This is a genomic window from Mycolicibacterium bacteremicum, assembly GCF_002086115.1.
GTDB lineage: Bacteria > Actinomycetota > Actinomycetes > Mycobacteriales > Mycobacteriaceae > Mycobacterium > Mycobacterium bacteremicum.
Map to the genome: position 1 here is coordinate 173405 of NZ_MVHJ01000004.1, position 25197 is coordinate 198601.

Genomic DNA, 25197 nt, shown 5'->3' on the forward strand with positions numbered 1-25197 from the left:
TCCTTCAGTCCGAGAAGATCTCGCGATTTACGGTGTGTAGATAGGGGATGGCCAAAAACGGGGTGATGTAGAAGATGTCGTAGAGCCACCACCCGATGACCGGGAAGACGACGCCCGCGTAGCGCACGTCGGCGTACATCGTCATGTTGAACACGTACAGGCACCAGATGAGGACACCCATCCAGCAGGTGACGATCATCCACTGATGTCCCCACCGCTTCATCTGCAGGAACCCGATGGCGGCAGCGCATCTCATCGCGAAGACGGTGAGAATCATGCCGAACACCATGGACTTCTCGCCCGGGCCTGCGGCACCACCGATCCACGCCTCGTTGTAGTGCCAGAAGTATCCCGCGTCGAACATGGCGCCCCAGCCGACCATCAACACCCGGTTGATCAAGGTGTGGTTGGCGATCAGATCGAGGGACCACCCGAGGCTGTTGAGCATCCCGTCGATCAGCGTGAGATAGCCGATCAGCGTGACGATCATGGGACGAACCGAGTATCCGGCGCGCAGCGCCTGACGTTGCAGGTACACACCACGCATGAAGATCGGCAGACCGATGATGCCTGGCGCCCAACAACCCATCAGGCCGGCACCGACGATCATCCACTTGTCGGCGCGACGCTGAGCCAGCCGGGACTGCTCGTGATGTTCGTCGAGGTCGGGCGAGGCCTGGGATGGAACACCGGTCGTATTGCCGGCACTCGCTTTTCGCCGTACCAGCGGTAGGTTCACAACTCCCACCACCCGCGGGCGAACGACATATAGAGTTGGATCAGGAACATCGTCAGCAGATAGCCGTAGACCACGAGCTGCAGGACGATGAGTGCTTTCTTCCGTTTACGTTCCTTCTGGTCCACCACGGCGCTGCGTCCTTCCCTAGCTGTTTGTGCTGTCGACGTCGAGGCAGGCCGCCGCCACCTCGCGAAGTCCTTCTGTGATGGCACCGTCGCTGGACAGCGGCGCCAGCACACAGGCGTCGGCGGCTTCCAGTTCCGACGCGCCGGCAACGATCAGATGCGCCGCCGCGACGAGCACCCGGGTGGACGGCGGTTCGAAATGAAACGCGTCGTCGGCGGTCCGGATCGCCGTGGCGCAGCGGACCAGCCGCTGTGCGGTCGCCGGCTCGACTCCGGCCTCTGCGACGATGACCTCGGCCTCCCGATCGGCAGGCAAATAGCGCATCGGCAAGGTGACGAACCGTTGCCGGAACGACGGTTTGAGTTCTTTGAGCGAACTGCGGTAGGCAGGGTTGTAGGAGCACACCAGCATGAAGGAGTCCGGTGCCTGCACGACCTCATCGGCCCGGTCCAGATACAGGGTCCGACGGTGGTCGGTCAGCGAATGCAGCACGGCCAGCGAGTCGTGGCGCGCCTCGACGACCTCGTCGAGGTAGCAGATGGCTCCGGCCTTCACCGCACGTGTGAGCGGGCCGTCGGTCCAGACGACATCGCCGCCGGTCACCATGAACCTGCCGACGAGGTCGGAGCTGGTGAGATCGTCATGGCAGCTGATGGTGACGACCGGGCGGTTCAGGAGCAGACCCATGTGTTCGACCAGCCGGGTCTTGCCGCATCCGGTGGGTCCGGTGAGCATCACCGGTAGGTGTTGCCGGTAAGCCCGTTCGAATAGTTGCACCTCGCTGCCGTTGGCGAGGTAGGTGTTGCTCGTCATCGTCGCTTCGGCTCCTTGATCTTTCGACTCCCTGAGCGATGTCACGCGGCCACCAGCTCACGGTGCACGTGGGCCAACACGCGGGGTAGGTCCTCGATCCGGCGTATCCGCTGAGATCGTCTGGACCCGAACACCTCTGGTAACGGATCGACGCGTACCGGGCCGATTCCCACGTAGTACATGGTCACGCCGGCCTCGTCGGCCTCCTCGACGGCATGGGCGGCGTCAGCCCATGCGTACCGACCCTCGTAGCCCTCGTCGGAGATCAATCCGTCGCCGATCACGATGAGCAGCCGCCGTTCCGAAGGCTGAGCCAGCAGCCTGCTCGTCAGGTGCCGCAGCGGCGCCCCCAGGCGCGTGTAGCCGGCGGTGGACAGGCCGAGACCACTCGGAGGAACAAAACGCCGGTCCGCGAAGTCCTTGAGGCAGGTGACCTCCACGCGGTGGCGGGTGTTCCCGGTGAAGACGAAGATGCCGTGCCGTTCCCGGGCGGCTGTCATGGCGCGCGACAGCGCGTCGGCGCAAGCCAACTCGAGCTTGAAGACACTGCCGCCGTGTACACCGAGCGAGGAACTGCCATCCATCAGGAGGGCGGTGGTGACGTCGCGACTCGCGGGCAGCAACTCGCGAAAAATCCGAGGTTCGAGTGCCTCCCCGGTGGTCATGTCGATGTAATGACCGATGTACTGATCCACGTCCAGGTCGGAGCCGTCCTCGAGACGATTCTTCATCGCCCGATGGGTGCTCTTCTCGAACCACTTCCGGACATCGATGTCGGTGGTGACCGAGCGTGCTGCCCGTCGGTCGTGTATCCGCTCGAGGACAGCGACGTGGTCCGCCAAGAAGCTGTCGGTCCACGCGTTCCACTCCGGATAGGGGATGCCCGGCCGATGTTCGGGGGTGATGTCCAGATCGTCGTCCTGAGGTCGGCTCGGTGGCGGCAGGTTGGGGTTGCGAACGCCGCCGTCGCCTCCGACAGGTACCGAATGCGGTTGCGGGACCCGTTTCTGGTTGCTGGTCCAGGGCAGCCGTCCGAGAGAACGGCGCAGTTTGTCGGACAGTCCCTGTGGGATCGTGTAGGCACGCGGAAGAGCACCCACGAGAACGGGGATCTCCAGAGTTTCCCGACTGCGCGACAACAGGATTGCACTATCGAACATTGCGCGGGCGTCCATATCGCCGTCGAGAATCTCGACATCGGGTAGTAACCGGAGGATCTCGGGCAGCAGACCGGGCCAGCGTGCGGCAACCCAGCCGATGGCGACGCCGGCCTCCACGACGGTGAGCGCACTGAGTTCGCGCGCCGACAGTTCGTTGATGCGGTAGTCGGTGACACGTTCCTTCGACGGCGAGCACTGCAGTGCGACACCGCATGTCAATGTTCGCCGGGTCCAGCTGCGATGGGGCAGCGGGTAGGGGACGTGCACAACATCGAGTTGAGAGCTCAGTCCGAAGCCACGGTGTCGACCGCTGACCAGGTCGGCTCCCGTACGGCGGCCGGCACTGAGGGCCACCGCCGTCAGCGCGCAACTACGTTCGATGGCCAAGGCGTGCGTATCGGAGAAATCGGGCATCCGGGGTCAGAATGTCCCGAGGTTGGAGAACATCCAGTACCAGAACCAGATGATCAGTACGGTGCCGCCCCACGCGGCAACATAGCGCAGGATCTCCCAGATCCAGGCTCCCATATCAGTTCTCCTCACGGGTCATGGTGTTCATCGGACCTCCAGTCCTCGTCGCGCGGTGGTGACCAGGCGGGCCGGCGCCGCCAGGTGTCGCACCTGCTGCGGACACGAGGCCCGCTGTGTCGGTGGTGGCATCATCGCAACTCCTTCCGGCCGGTATCACTGATCGCAGTCAGTGATTGTGATCAGTCAGAGAATATCTCTCGGTTGACCGAATGCAGGTACGGGATGGCGAGGAACGGCGTGATGTAGAAGATGTCGTAGAGCCACCAGCCGACGACTGGCAGTACCACGCCGGCAAAGCGCACATCGGCATACATCGTCATGTTGAACACGTACAGGCACCAGATCAGGATGCCCATCCAGCAGGTGATGATCATCCACTGGTGGCCCCAACGTTTCATCTGCAGGAAACCGATCGCCGCGGCTATCCGCATGGTGAACACGGTGAGGATCATCCCCACCTCCATGGCCTTCTCGCCAGGCCCTGCGGCCCCGCCAAGCCAGAGTTCGTTGTAATGCCAGAAATAGCCGGCGTCGAACATTGCACCCCAGCCGTTCAACAGAATTCGCGCGAGGATCGTGTGGTTGGCGACCAGATCGAGGGCCCATCCGACGGTGTTGATGGCGGCATCGATGATGACGAGGTAGCCGATGAGGGTGACGATCATCGGCCGCACGGAGAGGCCCTCGCGCTGTGCCTTGCGGAGCAGCCACACGCCGCGCAGGAACAGCGGTAGTCCGAAGATCCCGAGCGCGGCCGTCCCGATGAGCAGGCTTCCGCTGATAAGCCATTTGTCCGCCTGACGCTGCGCCCGGCGCGAGGCTTCCATGTGTTCGTTCAAGTCGCTCGCCGACGTCGGCGCGGCAGTGGCGCCCCCGTCGCTGCGTTTGCGATCAAACGTTGGCAAGTTCATGGACGCTGACTATAGTCAATAAGTCGAAGTAGTCAATCGGCTACTGTGACGCGTCGTGAGAACGCGAACGGGAGGCTGTGCATGGGTCGGAACAACGCCGGTACCGGACTACCGGACCAGGTTTGGTGACAGTCATGCGCAGGGTGGTTCAGTTCTCCACGGGCAATGTCGGGCGCCATTCGCTCCGGGCCCTCATCGGACGGCCCGATGTGGAGCTGGTCGGTGTGCACGCGGCGAGCCCGGAGAAGGTTGGCAAGGATGCCGCCGAGCTCTGCGGGCTGACCGAGTCCACCGGCATCATCGCGACCGGCGATCTGGACGCACTGATCGAGTTGGAGCCGGACTGTGTGGTGTACACGGCACTCGGCGAGACTCGGCCGATGGACGCCATCGATCAGATGTCGACGTTCCTCGCAGCGGGCATCAACGTCGTCGGAACCTCGATGGTCTGGCTCGTGACGCCCCGCCAGTGCGACGAATGGTTGCGATCTCCTTTGGAAAAGGCCTGTGCAACAGGCGGAACAACGCTGTATGTCAATGGGATCGATCCGGGTTACTCGGGAGATACCGCGGTCTATTCGGCGCTGAGCCTGGTCACCCGAGCCACATCGGTCAAGGTGCACGAGATCTTCGACTACGGCAACTATGACGACTACGAATACACCGGAAAATCCATGGGTTTCGGGACGACGCCGCAGGATGATCCGCCGATGGCCTTTCTGCCGGGTGTCATCACGTCGATGTTCGGCGGCCTGGTGCGCAACCTCGCCGGGCACATTGACGTGAAGCTCGACGACGTGCGTCAGCGATTCGAACCCTGGTACTCGGACAGGCGCATCGAGTGCATCATGACGACGGTCGAACCCGGACAGCTTGCCGGCGTTAGGTTCGCTGTCGAGGGTCTGGTCGGGGACGTGCCGGTGATCACGGTCGAGCACACGACTCGCCTCACCCGCGCCGCCGCGCCGGACTGGGAGTTTCCACCAGACGGCATGTCCGGGGTGCACAAGGTGATCGTGGAAGGCGAGCCCCGGATCGAGGTCTGTACACATCTTTCTCATCCGACGCTCGACGTGACCGATGCCGGCTGCATCTCGACCGCTGCGCGAGCGGTCAACGCGATCGACTGGGTCTGCCGTGCGCCGGCGGGCATGGTGGGCGTGGAAGATATTCCGCCCGTGGAGATGATCCGGGGTCTGATGTGGTGAGCAAGCGCTGACCGAGAGGTTCGTTCGTGCGCGTCGGAACGGGAAAGGTGCAAGACAGTGGAGATGTTCGTACCCGAGACCACTCGCCAGGCGGTGTGGTTCATGGTCGGGAGCTTTTTTGCGGCGGCGATGGGAACGTTGCGGCTGGTGTCGTTCGCCAACCACGGCGGAGTGCTGGTGCTGGCCATGGGTGTCGCCTTTCTCGGCTTGGCCGCAGTCGGGATCGCCGGATCGGTGATCCGGCTGCGAAACAACCGTTAGCTGGATCACGGAGCCCGCCTCGGGTGCCGGCGCAGCCGGTGCGAGACGATATTGTCGGTGGTCCGCACGTATGACACGGATGGAGCGCACATGGCGGTGGTGAATCGGCCGTCGGCCCGCGAGGCGAAGCGTCTACAGACCAGGGAGCGTCTCCTCGGCGCGGCGATCGCCGAGTTCAAGCGCGCCGGTATGGCCGAGGCCGATGTCGCTGCCATCGTTGCTGCCGCCGGCGTCGCGCACGGCACCTTTTTCTTCCATTTTCCCACCAAGGAGCATGTGCTCCTGGAACTGGAGAAGCGCGAAGAGGATCGGATGGCCAAGCAGTTCGCCGGCCACCTGAACAAAGAGCATGACCTGCAGGCCGCCCTGAATGAAGCGGTACGGCTGGTCCTGGGGCTGGAGCGCCGGCTCGGCGAGGTGCTGTTCAAAGACTTTCTGGCGCTTCACTTTTCCCAGACCCGTCCGAGTGCGGAAGACGGTGGGGACCATTCACTGGTCGTGCTGCTGGGGCAGCGGATCGAACAGGCACGTTCGAAAGGCGATGTCGACCCGGACGTCCAGCCGATCAACAGCGCGGTTTTCTTCCTGTTGTGCCTCTACGCGTTGGCCATCACGACAAACGATCCGATGCGGGCCGAGTTGCTGGCAGATCTGGTGAAACGGACGATGCGCAGCATGGGCGCCGGCGCACACTGATCCGCAGCCCGGGTGCAACGCATGTCGACCCGCGCGTTCAGAACTGCACCCCACGGGTGAGTGCACCGTCGACCAGCAGATTGGTCCCGGTGATGAAACTGGCGGCCGCGCTGGACAGGAACACCACCGCGTTGGCGACCTCCTGCGCGGTGGCCATCCGACCGGTCGGGTTGAGCGCCAACGCGGTGGCGAACAGCTCCGGGTCGTTCTGTTCGATGGACGGCCACACCCCGCCCGGGAAGTAGGTGTTGCCGGGACTCACGCTGTTGGCCCGCACGTTCTTGCCGGCCAATTGGTAGGCCAGGCCCTGCGTGTAGTGGATGATCGCGGCCTTCATCGTGCCGTACGGCCCTGCAGCAAAATCGATCTCGCGACCGGACACGCTGGAAATGGTCACGATGGACCCGGCGCCGGACGCCTGCAGATACGGCAGGGCCGCATCGACCAGACCGACGGTGCCCATCAGGTCGACCTCGAAGGTGGTGCGCCAGTTCTCGGCGGACTCCGGGATCGCCAGGGCGCTGACATTGGCGACCACACCATCCAGGCCGCCGAGCGTCTCGGCGCTGGCATCGACCCACGCTGCCAACGTCGCGGTCGCACCGACGTCGACAGCGGTGCCGACGGCGTCGTTGCCGAACTCCTGCTGCGCCCGGGCGACGCCCTCGGAGTCACGGGCACAGTAGGCGACCTTGGCGCCCTCGGCGAGCAGGCCCTCGACCACGGCCCGGCCGATACCGCGGGTGCCCCCGGTGACCGCGAAGCGCTTACCCTTGAGTCCGAGATCCATGCGTCCTGCCCCTCAGTAGGTGATGCTGCCCAAAGACTTTGCTGCGGAACGTAGCTCGCCGTGGACCCCGCCGTAGGCGGCGGTACTGGGCAGCAGGCTCTTGTCGATCTTCGTCACCGCACTGTAATTGGTGTCGACGACGTTCGCGATCGGTGCCAGCGAGATCTGGGTCAGCAGCTGGTAGGCGTCGAAGCGGTCCAGCCCGTACAACTCGCCCAGCCAGGTGATCATCTCGACCTGCCCGGCGCGCCAGGCCTCCTCGAGCGGGCGGCCCGAGCCGATACACATCAGGTGGGTATCGGTCTCCAGCCGCGGCCAGGCGGGCCCGCCACCCTTGATCAGTTCCACGATGGCGGTGACGTTCATGGCACCCTCCACGGCAGTGCCGCAGGACTCGCCCTCGCCCTGGCGGTAGTGCCCGTCGCCGAGGGAGAACAACGCTCCCGGCACATTCACCCGTAGGTAGCAGGTGGCCCCTGCGGTCATCTCCGGGGTGTCCATATTGCCGCCGAACACGTCGGGAACCAGGGAGGTGCGCACCTCCCGGCGAGCCGGTGCCACGCCCACGGTGCCCAGCATCGGGTTGGCGGGCAGGGCGAGCTCGAAGTTGCTGCCGTGGGCGGAGAAGCCGACCGTCCTGGCCACCGGGTCGTATTCGTAGATCCAGGTGCGCTCGGGCAGTGGCTCCTGCAGCGTCGGGCTGACCGGCACGCTGGTCAACCCGCCGAAGAAGGGGATCAGGGTGGACGCACCCCAGCCGCGGGCCGGTGTCAGATCGACCAGATGGACGGCGAGGGTGTCCCCGGGCTCGGCGCCCTCGATCCAGAACGGCCCGGTCTGCGGATTCAGATCCTCGGTGTCCAGTGCGCTGCTCGCCACATCATCGGCGCTGGTGATCCGTCCACCGTAGGCATCCTCGGTCCACAGGCGCAGGGCCGTACCCGGTTTGATGCGCATGACCGGTTCGGCACCGCCGAAGGTGAAGGCGAACTGGTCGGGTGTCGGGACGAAGGTGATGTGGTCCATCCGGCCATCCTCGTCGCATCGGGCCGCTCGTGCTAGCTCTGCCGGGGCACCAGCCGCTGCAATTGGGTGACGTGGGCCGGCGTCAGTTCCTCCAGGCTTGCCACGCCGAGCAGTCGCATGGTGCGACTGATCTGCTCGGACAGGATCTCGATCATGCGGTCGACACCGGCTTCACCACCGGCCATCAGCCCGTAGAGATAGGCTCGGCCGACGAGGGTGAACCGGGCACCCAGGGCAATGGACGCGACGATGTCGGCGCCGGACATGATGCCGGTGTCCAGGATGATCTCGGTGTCCCCGCGCACCGCCGCGACGACCTCGGGCAGCAGGTGGAACGGGATGGGCGCCCGGTCCAGTTGCCGCCCACCGTGATTGGACAACACGATGCCGTCCACGCCGAGTTCGGTCACCGCGCGGGCGTCGGCGACGGTCTGGATACCCTTGACCACCAGCTTGCCCGGCCACTGCGATTTGATCCAGGCCAGGTCCTCGAAGGTGACCGTCGGATCGAACATGGTGTCCAGCAGTTCGGCCACGGTCCCCGACCAGCGGTCCAATGAGGCGAAGGCCAGCGGTTCGGTGGTGAGGAAGTCGATCCACCACTGGGGCCGCGGGATCGCGTTCAGCACCGTCTTGGCCGTCAATGCCGGCGGGATCGACATTCCGTTGCGCTTGTCACGCAACCGGGCTCCGGCCACCGGCACATCGACGGTGACCAGCAAGGTGTCATAGCCGGCCGCGGCCGCCCGCTCGACGAGTGCCATCGAGCGATCTCGGTCCTTCCACATGTACAACTGAAACCAGTTGCGGCCGTGCGGATTGGCGTCCTTGACGTCCTCGATGGAAGCGGTGCCCATGGTGGACAGTGAGAACGGGATACCGGCGCGGGCGGCGGCCCGCGCGCCGGCGTATTCGCCCTCGGTCTGCATCATCCGGGTGAAGCCGGTGGGTGCGATGCCGAACGGCAGTTCGGAGCGGCCACCCAGAATGGTGCAGCTGGTATCCACCTTGGACACATCGCGCAGGATGGCCGGATGGAACTCGATGTCCTGGAAGGCCTGCCGGGCCCGCGCCAGCGACAGTTCGGCCTCGGCCGAGCCGTCGGTGTAGTCGAAGGCGGCCTTCGGGGTGCGGCGTTTGGCGATTGCGCGCAGATCCTCGATCGTCAGCGCGCCGGCGAGCCTGCGGGTGCGCGCGTTGAACTCCGGCTTCTTGAACTGCATCAGCGGCGCCAGGTCGGCGACCCTGGGGATGCGGCGTTTCATAAAAGGTCCTTTCCGGCCCCGACCGGGCGGGGGATGCGCGTCCGGTGTGTGCGGGGAACGTAGCGCTGTGGTGGGAACCTGGTGGCGACGAGGTGCCGCATGGCGTCGAGATCGCCGTCGATCAACCGGTGAGCTCGGGCGCTGATCAACACATTACCGATGGCGGTGGCCTCGACAGGACCGGCGAGCACCGGCAATCCGGCCCGATCGGCGGTGAGTTGGCACAGCAGGCGGTTCTGTGAACCACCACCGACGATGTGCACGGTGCGCACCGGTGTGCCGGACAGCTCGGCGGCCAGGCGGACGCCGTCGGCGAAGGCCGCGGCCAGGCTCTCGACGATGACGCGCACGATCTCGGGGCGGGTCATCGGGACCTGCAGACCGTGTTCGTGGTACCAGTCCCGGATCCGGCCCGGCATGTCACCGGGGGCCAGGAAGCGGGGATCGGCGGTGTCGAACACGCCGAACACCGGCCGCACCTCGGCGGCCTGTGCCAGCAGCTCGGACAGGTCGGCTCGGAAACCCGCGCGCTCGTACTGCCGGACTGTCTCGCTGAGCAGCCACAGTCCCATCACGTTGTGCAGATAGCGGACCCGTCCGTCGACACCGGCTTCGTTGGTGAAGTTCGCGTCCCGTCCGGCCGTGGTGATCACCGGGTGCGCCAGTTCCACCCCGACCAGGCCCCAGGTGCCGCAGGAGATGTAGGCGGCGGCCGTGGCGTTCATCGGGACGGCCGCGACCGCTGATGCGGTGTCATGCGACGCGACGGTGGTCACCGTGGTGGCCGGCAGGCTCAGCCGGTCGGCGACCGGCGGCAGAAGCGGACCCAGCTCGGTGCCCGGCTCGACCAGGTCCGGGAACAACCGGTCGGGCAGGCCGACACACTGCGCCAACTCGTCATCCCACCGGCCGTCGGTGCGCAGCAATCCGGTGGTCGAGGCGTTGGTGCGCTCGGTGCCGGCGCGGCCGGTCAGCCAGTAGCCGATCAGATCGGGGATCAGCAACGCCCGGTCGGCGAGATCGAGTTGGCCGCTCAGCTTTTCGGCAGCCAGCTGATAGATCGTGTTGAACGGTAGGAACTGCAGACCGTTGCGGGCGTACAACTCGGCGTGCCCGACGACCCGATGCACCGCCGCCACCCCCTGCGCGGTCCGGGAATCCCGATAGTGGTGTGGCAGCGACATCAGCGCACCGTCGCGCAGCAGTCCGTAGTCCACCGCCCAGGAGTCGACCCCGATGGTGACCAGCCGTTCCGACCGTCGTGCCGCCTCGGTGAGACCGGCGCAGGCTTCCCGGAACAATCCGGGTACATCCCAGTGCAGCGCGGATCGGTGGCCGTTCCACAACGGGACCGGATCATTGGCGAAGCGGGCGACCTGTTCGAGTTCGAGCCGGCCCGGCCCGACATCGGCGAGCATCACCCGGCCACTGGTGGCCCCGAGGTCGATGGCCGCGACCTGACCGGAGGGTGTCATCGGTGCCTTCTTCTCTTCGCGCGAGCGCTCATCGCAAGAAGGCAGCGGCGACACCCGCGTCGACCGGAACGTGCAGTCCCGTGGTGTGCGAGAAGTCGCTGGTGCACAGGGCGAACGCGGCATTGGCGATGTTCTCCGGGAGGACTTCGCGCTTGAGCAGGGTGCGCTGGGCGTAGTAGGCGCCGAGTTCCTCCTCGGGTACGCCGTACACCGCGGCCCGCTTGGCGCCCCAGCCGCCGGCGAAGATTCCGGAGCCGCGGACCACCCCGTCGGGGTTGATGCCGTTGACCTTGACACCGTGCTCACCGAGTTCGGCGGCCAGCAGCCGGACCTGGTGTGCCTGATCGGCCTTGGTGGCCGAGTAGGCGATGTTGTTGGGTCCGGCGAAGACCGAATTCTTGCTCGAGATGTAGATGATGTCGCCGCCGAGCTTCTGGTCGATGAGCGCCCGGGCGGCGGCCTTGGACACCAGGAACGAGCCGCGGGCCATCACATTGTGCTGTAGGTCCCAGTCGGCGGCGGTGGTGTCCAGCAACGACTTCGACAGCGACAGGCCGGCGTTGTTCACCACGATGTCGATACCGCCGAAGGCCAGTGCGGCGGCGTCGACGGCGGCCTGCACCGCGTCCTCGTCGGTGACGTCGGCCGCGATCCCGATCGCGACATCGGTGTTGCCGATCTCTGCTGCTGCGGCTGCGGCCTTCTCGGCGTTTAGGTCGGCGATGACGACGCAGGCACCCTCGGCGGCCAGTCGGGTCGCGATGGCCTTACCGATCCCGGAGGCCGCGCCGGTCACCAGGGCGATCCGGGTGGCCAGCGGTTTGGGCTGGGGCATCCGGGCCAGTTTGGCCTCCTCCAGCGCCCAGTACTCGATGCGGAACTTCTCCGACTCGTCGATGGGGGCGTAGCTGGATACCGCTTCGGCGCCGCGCATCACGTTGATGGCGTTGAGATAGAACTCACCGGCGACCCGGGCGGTCTGCTTGTCCTTGCCGTAGCTGAACATGCCGACGCCGGGGATGAGCACGATGGCCGGGTCGGCACCGCGCATTGCCGGGCTGTCGGCGGTCGCGTAGCGCTCGTAGTAGGCGCGGTAGTCGGCCCGGTAGGACTCGTGCAGTTCGGTCAGGCGGGCCTTGCAGTCCTCGACGCTCGCGTCGGCGGGCAGGTCGAGGACCAGCGGTTTGACCTTGGTGCGCAGGAAGTGGTCGGGGCAGCTGGTTCCCAATGCCGCCAGCCGGGGATGCTCGGTGGCGGAGAGGAAGTCGAGCACCGGTGCGACGTCGGTGAAGTGTCCGACCTGCGGACGGTCAGTGGAGGCCAGCCCTCGGATGAACGGCGCCAGTGCGGCGGCCTTGGTCCGGCGCTGCTGCTCGGGCAGCGCGGCGAAGCCCTCGAGCGGCGCGCCGAACGGCTGCTCCTTGCCGTTGGCGGCCAGGTACTCCTCGGCCAGCCGGATGATCTCCAGTGAATTGGCTTGTGCCGCATCGGAGGTGTCACCCCATGCGGTGATACCGTGCCCGCCCAGGATGCAGCCGATGGCCTGCGGATTGGCCCTCTTGATAGCCGAGATGTCCAGTCCGAGCTGGAATCCGGGCCGCCGCCAGGGCACCCAGACCACGCGGTCACCGTAGATCTTTGAGGTCAGTGCCTCGCCGTCGGCGGCGGTCGCGATGGCGATACCGGAGTCGGGGTGCAGATGGTCGACGTGGGCGGCGTCGACGAGACCGTGCATGGCGGTGTCGATGGACGGTGCGGCTCCGCCCTTGCCGTGCAGGCAGTAGTCGAACGCGGCGACCATCTCGTCCTCGCGGTCGACCCCGGGGTAGACATCGACCAGGGCGCGTATCCGGTCCAGCCGCAGCACCGCCAGTCCGCGCTCGGTCAGGGTGCCCAGGTCACCGCCGGATCCTTTGACCCACAACAACTCGACATCGTCACCGGTGACGGGGTCCTTGTCGGTGCCCTTGGCCGAGGTGTTACCGCCGGCGTAGTTGGTGTTCTTCGGATCCGATCCCAGCGCATTGGAGCGGGCGATAAGTTCGGAGACAGTCGGATTCATGCTCATGCTCCCCACGAGGATTGGGTTCCGCCGATGCGTTCGGCGTTGATGGTGTCCTGGTAGCCGCTGTCGCGGAAGGCGGCCATCGGATCGGCCGGCAGGCCCTGTGCGGCGCGTCGTTCGGCGAGCATCGGCCGGACGTCGGTGTAGAAGGCATCCATGAAGATCGCATTGGCGCCCAGCACATCTCCGGCCTCCTGCGCGGCGGCCAGTGCGTCGGTGTCCACGAGCGACGCACGCGCAGTCATCTCCTGCACATTGAGTACCGAGCGGATCTGGCCGGGGATCTTCTCCTCGACGTTGTGGCACTGGTCGAGCATCAGCGCCACGGTGCTGTCATCGTCGAGCGCGCCGCCGCGGATCACCTCGAACATGATGCGGAACAACTGGAATGGGTCGGCCGCGCCGACGATCAGATCGTCGTCGGCGTAGAAGCGGGAGTTGAAATCGAAGGAGCCGAGCTTTCCCAGTCGCAGCAGTTGGGCGACGATGAATTCGATGTTGGTGCCCGGCGCGTGATGGCCGGTGTCCAGGCAGACCTTGGCTCGTTCGCCCAGTGCGCTCACATGCGCATAGGAGGTACCCCAGTCGGGCACATCGGTGGCGTACATGGCCGGCTCGAAGAACTTGTACTCCAACACGAGTCGCTGCTGTGCGCCGATGTGTTGGTAGATGGCGGCCAGCGACTCGGCCAGCCGGTCTTGGCGGCCGCGGATGTCTCCCTGGCCGGGGTAGTTGGTGCCGTCGGCCAGCCAGATCTTGAGGTCCTGGGAGCCGGTCTGGTTCATCACCTCGATACAGGCCAAGTGGTGGTCGATGGCCTTCTGCCGCACCGCCTTGTCGGTGTGGGTGAGGCTGCCGAACTTGTAGTCGTCGTCCTGGAAGGTGTTGGAGTTGACGGTGCCCAGTCGCACGCCGAGGTCACCGGCATAACGGGCCAGCGCTGCGTAGTCCGGCACGGTGTCCCACGGAATGTGCAGGGCCACTGTGGGCGCCAGCCCGGTCAGGCGGTGCACGGTGGCCGCGTCGGCCAGCTTCTCTTCGATGGTGCGCGGGGTGCCGGGGGTGCCGAACACCTTGAAGCGGGTGCCCGAGTTGCCGAAGGCCCAGGAGGGCAGTTCGATGGCAAGATTGTCCAGCGGGGAGTTCATCAGATCCTCAGATCGCCGTGGTCGGAACGGGGGCCGGTGCGGACACCGGCGCGCCGTAGCGTTCGGTTTCGATCTGCTGCAACGACTTACCCTGGGTCCGGGGTGCCCAGACCGCGCCGATGACGAGGGCGACGGTGAGCAGGCCGACCAGCAGGATGCCGACGGTGGTCAGGCCGGTCGCGGCGAGCATGGTCGGGAAGAAGTAGCTCAGCAGGCCGGTCGCGGTGCGCACCACGAAGAACATCACGCCCTGGGCACTGGCCCGGTAGGGGGTGGCGAACATCTCGCTGGCCCACAGGCTGTAGAACGCCTGGCAGCCGATACCTGCCGAGACGCCCCACAGTACGGCGAAGATCAGCATGGTGGTGATACCACCGTCGGTAAAGGCGACCAGTACCACCCAGCCGACGATGCCCAATGCGGCGCCGAAGACGTAGAGCCCGCGCTGGGAGACCCGGTCGGCGTAGCGCATGAAACCGACGTAGGTCGCGGCGACGGTGCAGCCCCAGACCAGCACCTGCAGCAGGTTCTGTTGGACCGGGCTGTGCAGCCCCGCGGTCTCGTAGACGCGTGGCATGAAGATGCCCGCCTGGCCGGCGACGGTGTTCCAGAACAGGTAGATGCCGCCGAGGAAGAGCAATGCGGTGATGTTCACCTTGCGGGAGAACAGGCCGCGCACGCCGCGGGCGCCGACCGAGGATTGCAGCTCGCGGCTCTCGTGCACCGCTTCGTCCTTCCAGATCTGCGATTCGGCCAGGCCCTGGCGGATCCACCAGACGATGGCGGCGACGACGAACAGGTGCACGAAGATGATGCGCGAGCCCAGTAGTTCCAGCGGTGCCAGCGCGGCGGCCAGGGCGAACCCGATGAACGGTCCCACCGACCAGGCCAACTGCGCGGTGCCGACATGCTTGGCGCGCTCATTCGACGGCGCCTGTTCGGCGATGTAGGTCCAGGAGGCGGGCACCCCGGCGCCGACGGCGATACCGGTGATGATGAACGCCGCGAGCAGCATGGTGAAGTTCATCGCGAACGCGGCGAGCAACACGCCGGCCATGTAGACGAGCAGGTCGTAGGTGTAGATCGCCTTGCGTCCGAAGCGGTCGCAGAGCGGTCCGCCGATGGCCGCGCCGATGGCGGCTCCGAAGGCGTTGGCGCTCAACGCGGCCAGCAGACCGACGGCGAAGTTGCTGATGCCGAACTCGGCCTGCCAGAAGCCGAGGCTGGTGGCGATCGCGATGATCGATCCGGCCTCGATGTAGTTCGACATGGCGACCGCGATGGTGGCACGCCAGCCGGTGGTGGAGCGCGATCCGATTTTCATTCCGGTGTCTTTCGGTGAAGGGGAGGTCAGGGAAGGTGGAAGTACTCGGTGAGCAGTTCGAGGTCACTGTCGGGATGGGCCTCGGTGCGGAAGTACTGCGCCATCTGCTCCTGCCACTTCTCGTTGATCGCGGTCCGGCTCATCGCGGCGGTGGCGCGGGCGAAATCATCGGTCTCCAGATAGCCCACCACCATGCCCTCGGCGCGGCGCAGGAACAACGAGTAGTTGCCCCACCCTGCGGCGCGCAGGGCATCGAGCATCTCCGGCCACACCTCGGTATGAGCCTCGAGGTAGTCGTCGACGCGGTCGGGCTTGAGGTGCATCACGAAGCACACCCGCTGCATGTCGTCCATACGCCACTCCCGTATTGAAACGTTTCAATTTGTGATTGGGGCAACAATAGGACGGTGGTGCCGTCGTCGTCAAGCGCCTCCCGACAGGCGTCGGGGCCCCGGTCAGATCCGGGTGCTGCGCCGGGTGACCAACTCGGGCTGGAACAGCACGTGACGTGGCCGGTGCTCGCGCGCCTCGGTCGCCTCGATCAACAGATCGATTGCGGTGCTTCCGATCTCGTGACTGGGTTGGCGCACCGAGGTGAGCGGTACGACGGCGGAACGGGCGAACTCGATATCGTCGTAGCCGACCAGGGCGATCTGCTCGGGCACCATCTGCTCGCCCATCAGGGCCAGTGCCTGCAGCACGCCGATGGCCACCAGATCGTTGGCGCAGAAGATCCCGTCGGGGCGGCGGGCGGGCGGCCGGTCGCGCAGCTGTTCGCCCACGGCGCGCCCGGCCAACACCGTCAGCGCCGGGGTGTAGATCACCTCGAGGTCGGCGTCGGGCACCCCGTCCAGCGCGGCGCGCGCCCCGTGCAGACGGTCACGCACCTGCCGCAGCTCCGCAGGCCCGCCGACGAAGGCGATCCGGCGCCTGCCGGTCGCGCAGAGGTGATCGACCGCGAGCTTGCCGCCCGCGACGTCATCGACGGCCACCGAGTCGAACTCGGTGCCGCGGCCGTCACGGTCGACCAGCACCACGGGTGTACCGCGACGGCGCAGCACCTCCAGGCGGTCGAAGTCGTCGCCGACCGGGGACACCAGCAGCCCGAAGACACGCTGTTCGTCGAAGGCGTCGACGTAGGACCGTTCGCGGTGGGCATCGTCATCGGAGGTGCCCAGCAGCAAGGTCAGATTGTTGGCCTCGGCGCGGGTTCCCGCCCCACGTGCGATGTCGGTGAAGAACGGGTTGCCGACATCGAGGACCACCAGACCGACACTGCGGGACCGACCGGCGCGTAACTGGCGGGCCGCGTCATTGCGGACGAAACCGAGCTCGTCGATGGCGGCCTGCACGCGCGCGACGGTGGTGGGCGACACCTTCTCCGGTGCGTTCAGCACATTGGACACCGTGCCGACCGATACCGCGGCGGCCGCAGCGACTTCCCGGATGCTCACCACCCGCCCATTCCACCAGACATCGATCAGGGCGCGGCATCCCACAACATCTGCGCCAACCGCGCGGTCGCCGGTGTCAGCCGGTCCGCGCGTGGCGATGCCAGGTAGACCTGCCAGATCACCGGTTCGGCCAGCGGGATCGACCGCAGGTCGGGGAAGCGGCGCGCCTCCGAAGCCGGCATGAACGTGGTGCCCAGCCCGTTGCGGACCAATTCGGCGATCGCTCCGAAACCGGCCGGCACCTCATAGGGGACGCGGGCCCGCAAACCGGCGGCCGCGAAGGCCGCGTCCATCAGCCGGCGCAGGCCGAACTGCGGCGGAAACCCGACCAGGTCCACCTCTGCGAGGTCGCCGAGTACGGCCCGGTCGGGTATCCGGTGGTCGCCGGCGACGACGTAGACCATCGGTTCCTCGAACAGCAGACGCATGTCCAAGGTGGGCGGGAACCGGTCGGGCACCGAGACCAGGGCCAGGTCCAGGGAGCCGTCCACCAGGCCGGCCAGATAGCTGGACGCCCCGGTCTGGCTCAGGTGCAGCCGCAGTCGCACGAACGGATGGGCGCGGTGGAACTCGCCGAGCGCCGCCGCGACATCCATCGGGCCGAACGAGATGAGTGAACCGAACTCGACTGTCCCCGAAAGGGTCCCGCGAAACTCCTGAACCGATTCGGCGGCCGAGCGGGCGGCCTGCAGCACCTGCTGGGCGTGACCGCGGAATCGTTCGCCGGCCGCGGTCAACGTGATCTGTTGCCGGGAGCGGTCGAAGAGCTGGACATCCAGCTCCCGTTCCAGCTTGGCCACCGATGCCGACAGTGCGGATTGCACGAGGTGCGCCCGTGCCGCCGCGCGGGTGAAGCTCAGTTCGGTCGCGACGGCGAGAAAATGCTCGAGCTGGCGCAGTTCCATCAGGCGAGGATATCGACGTCAGCGATGACCCTCATCAAAAGTAAACGTTGGACGTGATGACCGGACGCGGCTGAGATGACAGGTGTGGACCTCAGCAGACGCAACTTCGGCCTGATCACCACCGCCGCGGCGGGAGCACTCACCCTGGCCGCATGCGGCACGTCCGAGTTGGCCCGGGCGCAGGCGCCCGCACCACCACCGGCGCCCACCCACACCCTGGGGCCGATCCGTACCGTCCGGGCCGGTCTGCTCGAGGTCGGCTATGCCGAAGCAGGCCCGACCGACGGGCGGCCGGTGCTGCTGCTGCACGGGTGGCCGTATGACATCCACAGCTACGCCGACGTCAGCGCCGAACTCGCCGGCCAGGGCTTCCGGGTGATCGTGCCGTTCGCGCGCGGCTTCGGATCGACCCGATTCCGGTCGGATGACACCGTCCGCAACGGCCAGCAGGCGGCCCTGGCGCACGATGTCATCGACTTGATGGACGCCCTGGGAATCGAGAGGGCCATCCTCGGCGGCTACGACTGGGGTGGCCGCACCGCCAATGTGGTTGCGGCACTGTGGCCGCAGCGGGTGGACGGCCTGGTCGCCGTCAGCGGCTACATCATCGTCGACCTGGCGGCCAATCGCGAACCGCTGCCACCGCGGGCCGAATATGGCTGGTGGTATCAGTACTATTTCGCGACTCCGCGCGGGGAAATGGGCTACCGGCGCAACACGGCGGACTTCAATCGGCTCATCTGGCAGAACGCCTCACCGCGGTGGCAGTTCGCCGACAGCACCTACGCGCTGACGGCGGCCGCCTTCGACAACCCCGATCACGTCGACATCGTGGTGCACAACTACCGATGGCGACAGAGTGTGGCCGACGGCGAGGCCCGGTATGACGCCGACGAAGCCCGACTGGCCGGCCGTCCGGTGATCACCGTCCCGACGATCACGATCGGCAGCGATTTCGATGGGGCGGCGCGCGATGGCGCCGGCTACCGCAAGCAGTACACGGGCCGGTACGAGCACCGGGTGCTCGACGGGATCGGGCACAACGTGCCGCAGGAGGCGCCGGCGCAATTCGCCGCCGCCATCCGTGACGTCAGCCGGATGTGATGCGGCGCGAGCGCCCGTGAAATGTACGCGGTTGGGGCGTGTCGGCGTGCCGACACGGTCCCTCGCGCCGAAAGCTGCGGCTACTCCAGGACGAAAACCGGAATCTGCCGGTCGGTCTTGGTCTGGTACTCGGCATAGGGCGGGTAGGCCTGCACGGCCAGCTCCCACCAGTGCGCGCGCTCGTCGCCGTCGACCTCGCGCGCCGTCAGCTCGATGACCTTCTCGCCGTCCTGCGCGGTGACCTGCGGATGGGCCTTGACGTTGTGATACCAGGCCGGGTGCTGCGGATCGCCGCCCTTGGAGGCCACCATCGCGTACTTGCCGTTCTCCTCGACGCGCATCAACGGCACATAGCGCTTCTTGCCGGACTTGGCGCCGGTGGTGGTGAACAGCACGACCGGGCGGTCGAGTACCTCGACCCCGTCGGTGGTGCCCTGTTCAAGGATGCGTTCGGTCTGGTCACGGACCCAGTCGGTGGGGCTCAGCTCGGGGTTGTTCGACATGGCGTCTAGAACACCACAGCGGCCCGGATTGTTTCCGTCTTCGACGATCGGCCCAGCATCTGGGACGCTGCCCCTATGACAGACGTCTTCATCACCGCGGCCGAACTCGCCGACCGGCTGAGCGCCGGCGATCCGTTGACCCTGCTCGACGTGCGCTGGCAGCTGGCGCAACCCGACGGACGCGCCGAGCACGAGCGCGGGCATCTGCCCGGTGCGGTGTACGTCTCGCTCGACGACGAACTCAGCGACCACGGGGTGTCCGGCCGCGGTCGGCACCCGCTGCCGTCGGGAGCCGCGTTGCAGGACGCGGCCCGTCGCTGGGGCGTGCGCCGCGGTGTCCCGGTCGTGGTCTACGACGACTGGAACCGCGCCGGATCGGCGCGCGCCTGGTGGGTACTGCGGGCCGCCGGTGTCGAGAACGTCCGGATTCTCGACGGCGGTCTCGGCGCCTGGACCGCCGCGGGCCACGCCCTGGAGACCGGACCGGTCGACGCCGAACCCGGCGATGTGGTGATCGTGCACGACGACCTGTATGCCGGCGCGATGCCGACGCTGACCGCCGAACAGGCCGCAGCCCACACCAACCTGCTCGACGCCCGGGCACCCGAGCGCTTCCGCGGCGATGCCGAACCGGTCGACACGGTGGCCGGGCACATCCCGGGTGCGCGCAATCTGCCCAGCACCGCCGTACTCACCGAGGACGGCACCGTGCTGTCGGAGGACGAACTGTCCGCGCTCGGCTGGACCTTCGGCGGCAGTGAGCAGGTGGGTGTGTACTGCGGATCCGGTGTCACCGCATCGGTGTTGGTGGCCGCGTTGGCGGCGGCCGGCGTCGACGCCGCGCTGTTTCCCGGCTCGTGGTCGCAGTGGTCGGCCGAAGGCCGTGCGGTCGAGACCGGCGGCTAGTGATGCGCGATCATCTTGACCGCGACCACCGCCGCACCGGCCGCGGTCAGCAGTAGCACCGCCAGCACCTGCTGCCACCACACCAGAGCGGCGCGGCGCACCGCCAGATAGGCGATCAGCGCCATCTCGGCGACCAGGAACCACATGGCGATCCACACTGCGGTCGCGGTGTCCAGCACACCGAAGCCGGCCAGCGCCAGGATCAGTGCCGGCGCCGCGGCGGCCTGCATGATCTGGCCGGAGGCCGCCAGCATGCCCCAGGCGGCCCTGCCGCGCGGGGCGGCGCCCTCGACGCTGAGCCGGGCGACGAACTCGGCCAGCAATGCCGCCGCCCACAGCCCGCCGGCGGCCACCGCGACATCGAGCACCCGGTACCAGGCGTTGGTGTCGGCGCCGGTGTAGCGGGCCAGGGCGGCCAGGGTGGCCAGGCACGAGATGGCGCCGTACAACCGTTCCCGCAGGGCCGCGACGACGTGCTCGACGGGCGGATCGGCGCTCACGCGGTTGCCTCGCACGCTCGGCTCCCGCGTGTCGTCCGTCGGTTCGCTCCGCAAGCGTCGCTCACGCGGTGGCCTCGCACGCTCGGCTCCCGCGTGTCGTCCGTCGGTTCGCTCCGCACGCGTCGCTCACGCGGTGGCCTCGCACGCTCGGCTCCCGCGTGTCGTCCGTCGGTTCGCTCCGCAAGCGTCGCTCACGCGAGTCGCTCCAGCAGGAACGCCGCGATCTGCCGGATCGAACGGTCCATGATCGTCCGGTCCCCCTGGGTGTTGAACGCATGATCGGTCGGATAGCCGGTATGCACGACGTCGACGCCGGCCGCATTCAGCCGTTCGGCGATCTCGATCATCTCCGGACCGAGGGTGTCCAGGTCGCCGGTCTGGATCAGGGTGGGCGGCATCTTCTTCGGCAGGTCCTCGTCGTAGTACGGTGACGCGATCGGATCGCCGTGGCTGGCCGGATCGACGAAATACATTCTGGCCGAATACTTCTGCAGGCGCGGGGAGATGATCGGATTGGCCTTCGGCGAGGTGCGCCCGGTGCGGGTGCAGTCGGCGACCGCGTAGGACAGCACCGCCGCGCGCAGCGCGATACCGGTGTCATACGCATACTGCGCGAGGTTCATGCTGAGCTTGCCGCCCGCGCTGGCTCCACCGACGCTGATCCGCGCACCGTCCCAGCCCTGCCGGTCGGCATGGTCGGCCGCCCACTGCAGGATGTCGATGCACTCCTGTTCTGCGACAGGGAATGTCACCTGCGGCGCGGCGTGGTAATCGGGGGCCAGCACCACGCATCCGACATCAGCTGCCAGGAAACGGCAGATGTGGGCGTCCTCGGCGGTGTTGCGGAGCACGAACCCGCCGCCGTGGATGTCGATGTGCAGGGGCGGAGCCTGCGGGCCGGCCAACGGCGCCGAGGGATGTGGGCGGTAGACAAAGCAGCGGACCGGACCGTGCCGGGTCGGCACCGCGATGATCTCGGGCGGGCCGACCGGATGCGCCGGGGCGGGGATGCCGGGTGGGCGGAACAGCAGTGGTGCGCTCTGCTGCGCCAGGTATGCCAAGGCGTACTCCAGCGGCGCGATCCGGGCAGTCGCCATGGGTGTCACGGTAGCCGGTTTTGTGACGGCAGGTTACGGACTCCGAATCCGGCAGATCGGATAGCTGGCCTGTGTCGGGCGGGTGGGCAAGGGTGGCGCGGTGGGCAAGCAGATCATCCTCAACGCCTTCGACATGAACTGTGTGGCGCATATCGTCGCGGGCACGTGGCGGCACCCGGAATCCCAGGCGGCCCGGTACAAGGACCTGGAGTACTGGACCGACCTGGCCGCACTACTGGAGCGTGGACTGTTCGACGGCCTGTTCATCGCCGACGTGCTCGGCGTCTATGACATCTACGGTGGCGGTCCGGAGGCCGCGCTGCGGGCCGGAACGCAAGTGCCGGTCAATGATCCACTGCTGTTGGTCTCGGCGATGGCCGCCGCGACCCGGCACCTCGGGTTCGGCATCACCGCCGCCACGTCCTTCGAGCATCCGTACTCGTTCGCCCGTCGGATGTCCACGCTGGACCATCTGACCAAGGGCCGCATCGGCTGGAACATCGTGACCGGGTATCTGGAGAGCGCCGCGCGCAATCACGGCCTGGACACCATCACCCCGCACGCCGACCGCTACGACATCGCCGACGAGTACACCGAGGTGCTCTACAAGCTGTGGGAGGGCTCCTGGGAGGACGGTGCGGTCGGCTCCGACCCGGCCCGCGCCCACTACGCCGACCCGGACAAGGTGCACGCCATCGGCCACGACGGCAAGCACTTCCGGGTGCCGGGCATCCACCTGTGTGAGCCGTCTGCGCAGCGCACCCCCGTGCTCTACCAGGCGGGCGCCTCGGATCGCGGGCGCACCTTCGGGGCGCAGAACGCCGAGGTGATCTTCATCGGCGCGCCGACCAAGGAATCGCTGCGCGACGCCGTCGCCGACATCCGGACCAGGGCATCGGACGCCGGCCGCGACCCCTACGACGTGAAGATCGTCAACGGCCATGTGGCGGTGACCGGGGCGACCGAGGCCGCCGCCCGCGCCCGGCACGACGACTTCCGCCGCTACATCGATCCGGAAGGTGCGCTGGCGCTGTGGTCGGGGTGGCTGGGCAGCGATCTGTCCCGCTTCGACCTGGATGATCCGGTCATGGTGACCGACAACGAGTACCTGAAATCGTCGGTGCAGACGTTCGGCCAGGGACAGTGGACGCTCCGTGATTTCGTCGATGCGCACGCCATCGATGCCGAGGGCGGGTTCAGCGTGGGATCCGGTGCGCAGGTCGCCGACGATCTGCAGTCCTGGGTCGAGGAGACCGACGTCGACGGTTTCAACATCACCAATGTGATCACCCCGGGCTCGTTCGCCGACTTCATCGAGCATGTGGTCCCACAGCTGCAGCGTCGCGGACTCTACAAGACCGAATACACAGCGGGATCGTTGCGGCACAAGCTCTTCGGTCGTGGACCGCGACTTCCCGAAACCCACCGCGCGGCGGCATACCGTCGCATCCCTCAGGAGGCAACCCGATGACCGTGACCACCGAACCGCTGACCTTCGGGTCACCGCGACTGGCCGCCCTGCTGGCCGAGATCGGCCAGGGCGCGCTGGAGCGCGAGCGTGCGAACGAGCGACCCTTCGCCATCATCGACCTGATCCGGACCGAACGGCTTGGCGCACTACGTGTTCCGAGTTCCGACGGTGGCGGCGGGGCCAGCCTGCGGGAACTGTTCGCCACGGTGATCGCGCTGGCCACCGTGGACGTCAACGTCGCGCACATCCTGCGCGGACACTTCGCCCACGTCGAGGAGCGGTTGCGGTTGTCGGGCGCGGTGCGGCAGCGGGCGATCGAACTGGCTCTGTCCGGGGCCATCGTCGGCAACGCGTCCACCGAGTTGGGCTCCGACCCTGCCGGTGGGTTCGTCTGGCAGACCAAGCTGACACCGGACGGCGAGGGCTACCGGCTCAATGGCAAGAAGTTCTTCACCACCGGCACGCTGTATGCCGATTACGCGGAGGTGCTGGCCAGCGATCCCGACGACGCCTCGGTGATCGCGCTGGTGCCCACCGACCGGGCCGGGGTCACCGTGCTCGACGACTGGGACGGTTTCGGGCAGCGCGCCACCGGCACCGGCACCGCGATCTTCTCCGATGTCGCGGTGAGCGCCGACGAGGTGCTGCTGTGGGCGCCACCGGACAACGGCGCGGAGCGGCAACCGCTGTACCACTCCGGGGCGTTCTTCCAGTTGTACGTCACCGCGCTGGAAGTGGGCGTACTCCATGCGCTGCGGGCCGATGCGGTCGCCCATGTGCACCAGCGGTCGCGCAGCTTCACCTGGGCGCCGAACCCGTCCGCGCCCGATGATCCACTGCTGCAGCGCGAGATCGGTGAGATCGCCGCCGCGGCGTACGCGGGGGAGGCCACCGTACTGGCCGCCGCGGATGCCCTGGCGGCGGCATACGAGGCCGATGTGGCAGGCACCGACCCGGATCTGGCGCTGGCCCACGAGGCCTCGCTGCAGGCCGCCAACGCCAAGGTCGTCATCGATGCACTGGCGCAGAAGGCGGCCGCACAGATCTTCGATGTCGGTGGCGCGTCAGTGGTCCGTCAGGAACACCTGCTGGACCGGCACTGGCGCAACATCCGCACCCTGGCCTCGCACAACCCGGCGTCCTACAAGGCCCAGGCGATCGGCGCATACCACACCCGCGGCACCAAACTGCCGGGCAGCGGCTACTTCTGACCCGCGCTCAGGAGAAGGCGCCACGCACGGCGCACTAGAATCGGGGGATGGCCCGTACCTATGCGACCGCCGACACGGTCACCCTCGACGAACTGCTGGCCTTCGTCCGGCCCCGTCATCAGATGGTACTGACGACCTTCCGTGCCGATGGGTCGGTGCAGAGCTCGCCGGTCACCGGTGGCGTCGACGAGCAGGGGCGCATCGTCATCGCCAGCTATCCGCAGCGCGCCAAATCCCACAACATCGGCCGCACCGGCAAGGCCAGTGTCACCGTGCTGTCCGAGGAGTTCCACGGCCCGTACGTTCAGGTCGACGGGGACGCCGAATCGATCGACGGCCCCGACGCCGTGGAGCCGTTGGTCGAGTACTTCCGCGCCGTGGCCGGTGAACACCCGGACTGGGACGAATATCGGCAGGCCATGGTGGAGCAGGGAAAATGCCTGCTGCGCATCACGCCTCGCCGGTGGGGGCCGGTGGCCACCGGCGGGTTCCCGCCACCGCGCTGAGA

The 25197-nt window shown here is 67.1% G+C and carries 26 protein-coding genes; 8 read left to right on the forward strand and 18 right to left on the reverse strand.

The genetic code is table 11. From position 1 onward, the window contains the following. Positions 1 to 4: 4 nt before the first annotated feature. From BST17_RS06590 to BST17_RS06605, 5 genes are all read right to left on the reverse strand, one after another. Entirely contained in the window at positions 5 to 739 is a 735-nt protein-coding gene (locus BST17_RS06590; RefSeq protein WP_083056344.1) for a hypothetical protein, read from the reverse strand. After that, entirely contained in the window at positions 736 to 867 is a 132-nt protein-coding gene (locus tag BST17_RS29830; protein WP_264002071.1) for a hypothetical protein, read from the reverse strand. The genes BST17_RS06590 and BST17_RS29830 overlap by 4 nt, the downstream gene beginning before the upstream one ends. 16 nt (positions 868 to 883) lie before the next feature. Next, positions 884 to 1678, reverse strand: a complete 795-nt coding sequence (locus BST17_RS06595) for a CbbQ/NirQ/NorQ/GpvN family protein (protein ID WP_083056347.1) — start codon at positions 1676 to 1678, stop codon at positions 884 to 886. Positions 1679 to 1719: 41 nt separating this feature from the next. Next, positions 1720 to 3252, reverse strand: coding sequence for a nitric oxide reductase activation protein NorD (locus BST17_RS06600; RefSeq protein WP_083056349.1), 1533 nt, complete (start codon positions 3250 to 3252; stop codon positions 1720 to 1722). A 296-nt stretch (positions 3253 to 3548) separates the two neighbouring features. Further along, complete coding sequence (locus BST17_RS06605; RefSeq protein WP_083056351.1) at positions 3549 to 4280, reverse strand: hypothetical protein; 732 nt, start codon at positions 4278 to 4280, stop codon at positions 3549 to 3551. 134 nt (positions 4281 to 4414) lie between these two features. Here BST17_RS06605 and BST17_RS06610 point away from each other — a divergent pair, with 134 nt between their 5' ends. The 3 genes from BST17_RS06610 to BST17_RS06620 all read left to right on the forward strand — a co-directional run bounded on the left by BST17_RS06610 (position 4415) and on the right by BST17_RS06620 (position 6445). Next, complete coding sequence (locus BST17_RS06610) at positions 4415 to 5488, forward strand: NAD(P)H-dependent amine dehydrogenase family protein (protein WP_083056353.1); 1074 nt, start codon at positions 4415 to 4417, stop codon at positions 5486 to 5488. A 57-nt stretch (positions 5489 to 5545) separates the two neighbouring features. Beyond that, positions 5546 to 5749, forward strand: a complete 204-nt coding sequence (locus tag BST17_RS06615; protein WP_083056355.1) for a hypothetical protein — start codon at positions 5546 to 5548, stop codon at positions 5747 to 5749. A 90-nt stretch (positions 5750 to 5839) separates the two neighbouring features. Continuing rightward, positions 5840 to 6445: a TetR/AcrR family transcriptional regulator gene (locus tag BST17_RS06620; RefSeq protein ID WP_083056357.1), complete on the forward strand. Its 606-nt coding sequence runs from the start codon at positions 5840 to 5842 to the stop codon at positions 6443 to 6445. A gap of 37 nt (positions 6446 to 6482) precedes the next feature. Here the strand turns inward: BST17_RS06620 and BST17_RS06625 are convergent, their stop codons facing one another. The 10 genes from BST17_RS06625 to BST17_RS06670 form a co-directional block, all read right to left on the reverse strand. Continuing rightward, on the reverse strand, positions 6483 to 7235 hold the full coding sequence (locus tag BST17_RS06625) for an SDR family NAD(P)-dependent oxidoreductase (protein WP_083056359.1): 753 nt from the start codon (positions 7233 to 7235) through the stop codon (positions 6483 to 6485). A 12-nt stretch (positions 7236 to 7247) separates the two neighbouring features. Further along, positions 7248 to 8261 (reverse strand): acetamidase/formamidase family protein, encoded by a 1014-nt coding sequence (locus tag BST17_RS06630; protein WP_083056361.1) that lies wholly within the window; start codon positions 8259 to 8261, stop codon positions 7248 to 7250. 32 nt (positions 8262 to 8293) lie between these two features. After that, positions 8294 to 9526, reverse strand: coding sequence for an alpha-hydroxy acid oxidase (locus BST17_RS06635; RefSeq protein WP_083056363.1), 1233 nt, complete (start codon positions 9524 to 9526; stop codon positions 8294 to 8296). Further along, positions 9523 to 11001: a rhamnulokinase gene (locus BST17_RS06640; RefSeq protein WP_083056365.1), complete on the reverse strand. Its 1479-nt coding sequence runs from the start codon at positions 10999 to 11001 to the stop codon at positions 9523 to 9525. Before BST17_RS06640 ends, BST17_RS06635 begins: the two co-directional genes overlap by 4 nt. 28 nt (positions 11002 to 11029) lie before the next feature. Further along, positions 11030 to 13069: a bifunctional aldolase/short-chain dehydrogenase gene (locus tag BST17_RS06645; protein WP_083056367.1), complete on the reverse strand. Its 2040-nt coding sequence runs from the start codon at positions 13067 to 13069 to the stop codon at positions 11030 to 11032. After that, the gene (rhaI, locus tag BST17_RS06650) at positions 13066 to 14214 is read right to left on the reverse strand and encodes an L-rhamnose isomerase (RefSeq protein ID WP_083056369.1); all 1149 of its coding nucleotides are present in this window, start codon (positions 14212 to 14214) and stop codon (positions 13066 to 13068) included. The genes BST17_RS06645 and rhaI overlap by 4 nt, the downstream gene beginning before the upstream one ends. 7 nt (positions 14215 to 14221) lie before the next feature. Then, positions 14222 to 15538: an MFS transporter gene (locus BST17_RS06655; protein WP_083056371.1), complete on the reverse strand. Its 1317-nt coding sequence runs from the start codon at positions 15536 to 15538 to the stop codon at positions 14222 to 14224. A 26-nt stretch (positions 15539 to 15564) separates the two neighbouring features. Beyond that, complete coding sequence (locus BST17_RS06660) at positions 15565 to 15891, reverse strand: L-rhamnose mutarotase (RefSeq protein WP_083056373.1); 327 nt, start codon at positions 15889 to 15891, stop codon at positions 15565 to 15567. A gap of 102 nt (positions 15892 to 15993) precedes the next feature. Next, positions 15994 to 16995, reverse strand: a complete 1002-nt coding sequence (locus tag BST17_RS06665; RefSeq protein WP_109750027.1) for a LacI family DNA-binding transcriptional regulator — start codon at positions 16993 to 16995, stop codon at positions 15994 to 15996. Between the two features lie 23 nt (positions 16996 to 17018). Beyond that, positions 17019 to 17897 (reverse strand): LysR family transcriptional regulator, encoded by an 879-nt coding sequence (locus tag BST17_RS06670; RefSeq protein ID WP_083056375.1) that lies wholly within the window; start codon positions 17895 to 17897, stop codon positions 17019 to 17021. Between the two features lie 75 nt (positions 17898 to 17972). On the opposite strand from BST17_RS06670, the gene BST17_RS06675 reads away from it, so the two are divergent. Next, the gene (locus tag BST17_RS06675) at positions 17973 to 19001 is read left to right on the forward strand and encodes an alpha/beta fold hydrolase (protein ID WP_083056377.1); all 1029 of its coding nucleotides are present in this window, start codon (positions 17973 to 17975) and stop codon (positions 18999 to 19001) included. A gap of 80 nt (positions 19002 to 19081) precedes the next feature. Here the strand turns inward: BST17_RS06675 and BST17_RS06680 are convergent, their stop codons facing one another. Next, positions 19082 to 19504 carry a nitroreductase family deazaflavin-dependent oxidoreductase gene (locus BST17_RS06680; RefSeq protein ID WP_083056379.1) on the reverse strand — a complete coding sequence of 141 codons (423 nt, stop codon included), beginning with the start codon at positions 19502 to 19504 and terminating at the stop codon, positions 19082 to 19084. 75 nt (positions 19505 to 19579) lie between these two features. On the opposite strand from BST17_RS06680, the gene BST17_RS06685 reads away from it, so the two are divergent. Further along, positions 19580 to 20410 (forward strand): sulfurtransferase, encoded by an 831-nt coding sequence (locus BST17_RS06685; protein WP_083056381.1) that lies wholly within the window; start codon positions 19580 to 19582, stop codon positions 20408 to 20410. Here the strand turns inward: BST17_RS06685 and BST17_RS06690 are convergent. Together BST17_RS06690 and BST17_RS06695 are read right to left on the reverse strand one after the other, a co-directional pair. Further along, positions 20407 to 20925 carry a hypothetical protein gene (locus tag BST17_RS06690; protein ID WP_165762225.1) on the reverse strand — a complete coding sequence of 173 codons (519 nt, stop codon included), beginning with the start codon at positions 20923 to 20925 and terminating at the stop codon, positions 20407 to 20409. The genes BST17_RS06685 and BST17_RS06690 overlap by 4 nt on opposite strands. A gap of 176 nt (positions 20926 to 21101) precedes the next feature. After that, a complete protein-coding gene (locus BST17_RS06695; RefSeq protein WP_083056385.1) occupies positions 21102 to 22007 on the reverse strand; it encodes an alpha/beta hydrolase fold domain-containing protein in 906 nt (301 codons plus the stop codon). Between the two features lie 100 nt (positions 22008 to 22107). On the opposite strand from BST17_RS06695, the gene BST17_RS06700 reads away from it, so the two are divergent. Genes BST17_RS06700 through BST17_RS06710 form a run of 3 tightly spaced genes read left to right on the forward strand, consistent with a single transcriptional unit; the run spans position 22108 to position 25195 of the window. Beyond that, entirely contained in the window at positions 22108 to 23478 is a 1371-nt protein-coding gene (locus BST17_RS06700) for an LLM class flavin-dependent oxidoreductase (protein WP_083056598.1), read from the forward strand. Continuing rightward, a complete protein-coding gene (locus BST17_RS06705) occupies positions 23475 to 24689 on the forward strand; it encodes an acyl-CoA dehydrogenase family protein (protein WP_083056387.1) in 1215 nt (404 codons plus the stop codon). Before BST17_RS06700 ends, BST17_RS06705 begins: the two co-directional genes overlap by 4 nt. A gap of 47 nt (positions 24690 to 24736) precedes the next feature. Next, complete coding sequence (locus tag BST17_RS06710; RefSeq protein WP_083056389.1) at positions 24737 to 25195, forward strand: PPOX class F420-dependent oxidoreductase; 459 nt, start codon at positions 24737 to 24739, stop codon at positions 25193 to 25195. Positions 25196 to 25197: the final 2 nt, after the last annotated feature.

What these genes read in the sequence shown, in the direction of transcription:
- BST17_RS06655 (WP_083056371.1), bottom strand. Translation starts at nt 15,538, where the DNA reads ATGAAAATCGGATCGCGCTCCACCACCGGCTGGCGTGCCACCATCGCG.
- BST17_RS06595 (WP_083056347.1), bottom strand. Translation starts at nt 1,678, where the DNA reads ATGACGAGCAACACCTACCTCGCCAACGGCAGCGAGGTGCAACTATTC.
- BST17_RS06660 (WP_083056373.1), bottom strand. Translation starts at nt 15,891, where the DNA reads ATGGACGACATGCAGCGGGTGTGCTTCGTGATGCACCTCAAGCCCGAC.
- BST17_RS06685 (WP_083056381.1), top strand. Translation starts at nt 19,580, where the DNA reads ATGACAGACGTCTTCATCACCGCGGCCGAACTCGCCGACCGGCTGAGC.
- BST17_RS06605 (WP_083056351.1), bottom strand. Translation starts at nt 4,280, where the DNA reads ATGAACTTGCCAACGTTTGATCGCAAACGCAGCGACGGGGGCGCCACT.
- BST17_RS06670 (WP_083056375.1), bottom strand. Translation starts at nt 17,897, where the DNA reads ATGGAACTGCGCCAGCTCGAGCATTTTCTCGCCGTCGCGACCGAACTG.
- BST17_RS06600 (WP_083056349.1), bottom strand. Translation starts at nt 3,252, where the DNA reads ATGCCCGATTTCTCCGATACGCACGCCTTGGCCATCGAACGTAGTTGC.
- BST17_RS06710 (WP_083056389.1), top strand. Translation starts at nt 24,737, where the DNA reads ATGGCCCGTACCTATGCGACCGCCGACACGGTCACCCTCGACGAACTG.
- BST17_RS06610 (WP_083056353.1), top strand. Translation starts at nt 4,415, where the DNA reads ATGCGCAGGGTGGTTCAGTTCTCCACGGGCAATGTCGGGCGCCATTCG.
- BST17_RS06680 (WP_083056379.1), bottom strand. Translation starts at nt 19,504, where the DNA reads ATGTCGAACAACCCCGAGCTGAGCCCCACCGACTGGGTCCGTGACCAG.
- BST17_RS06695 (WP_083056385.1), bottom strand. Translation starts at nt 22,007, where the DNA reads ATGGCGACTGCCCGGATCGCGCCGCTGGAGTACGCCTTGGCATACCTG.
- BST17_RS06645 (WP_083056367.1), bottom strand. Translation starts at nt 13,069, where the DNA reads ATGAGCATGAATCCGACTGTCTCCGAACTTATCGCCCGCTCCAATGCG.
- BST17_RS06630 (WP_083056361.1), bottom strand. Translation starts at nt 8,261, where the DNA reads ATGGACCACATCACCTTCGTCCCGACACCCGACCAGTTCGCCTTCACC.
- rhaI (WP_083056369.1), bottom strand. Translation starts at nt 14,214, where the DNA reads ATGAACTCCCCGCTGGACAATCTTGCCATCGAACTGCCCTCCTGGGCC.
- BST17_RS06635 (WP_083056363.1), bottom strand. Translation starts at nt 9,526, where the DNA reads ATGAAACGCCGCATCCCCAGGGTCGCCGACCTGGCGCCGCTGATGCAG.
- BST17_RS06620 (WP_083056357.1), top strand. Translation starts at nt 5,840, where the DNA reads ATGGCGGTGGTGAATCGGCCGTCGGCCCGCGAGGCGAAGCGTCTACAG.
- BST17_RS06640 (WP_083056365.1), bottom strand. Translation starts at nt 11,001, where the DNA reads ATGACACCCTCCGGTCAGGTCGCGGCCATCGACCTCGGGGCCACCAGT.
- BST17_RS06625 (WP_083056359.1), bottom strand. Translation starts at nt 7,235, where the DNA reads ATGGATCTCGGACTCAAGGGTAAGCGCTTCGCGGTCACCGGGGGCACC.
- BST17_RS06675 (WP_083056377.1), top strand. Translation starts at nt 17,973, where the DNA reads ATGACAGGTGTGGACCTCAGCAGACGCAACTTCGGCCTGATCACCACC.
- BST17_RS06705 (WP_083056387.1), top strand. Translation starts at nt 23,475, where the DNA reads ATGACCGTGACCACCGAACCGCTGACCTTCGGGTCACCGCGACTGGCC.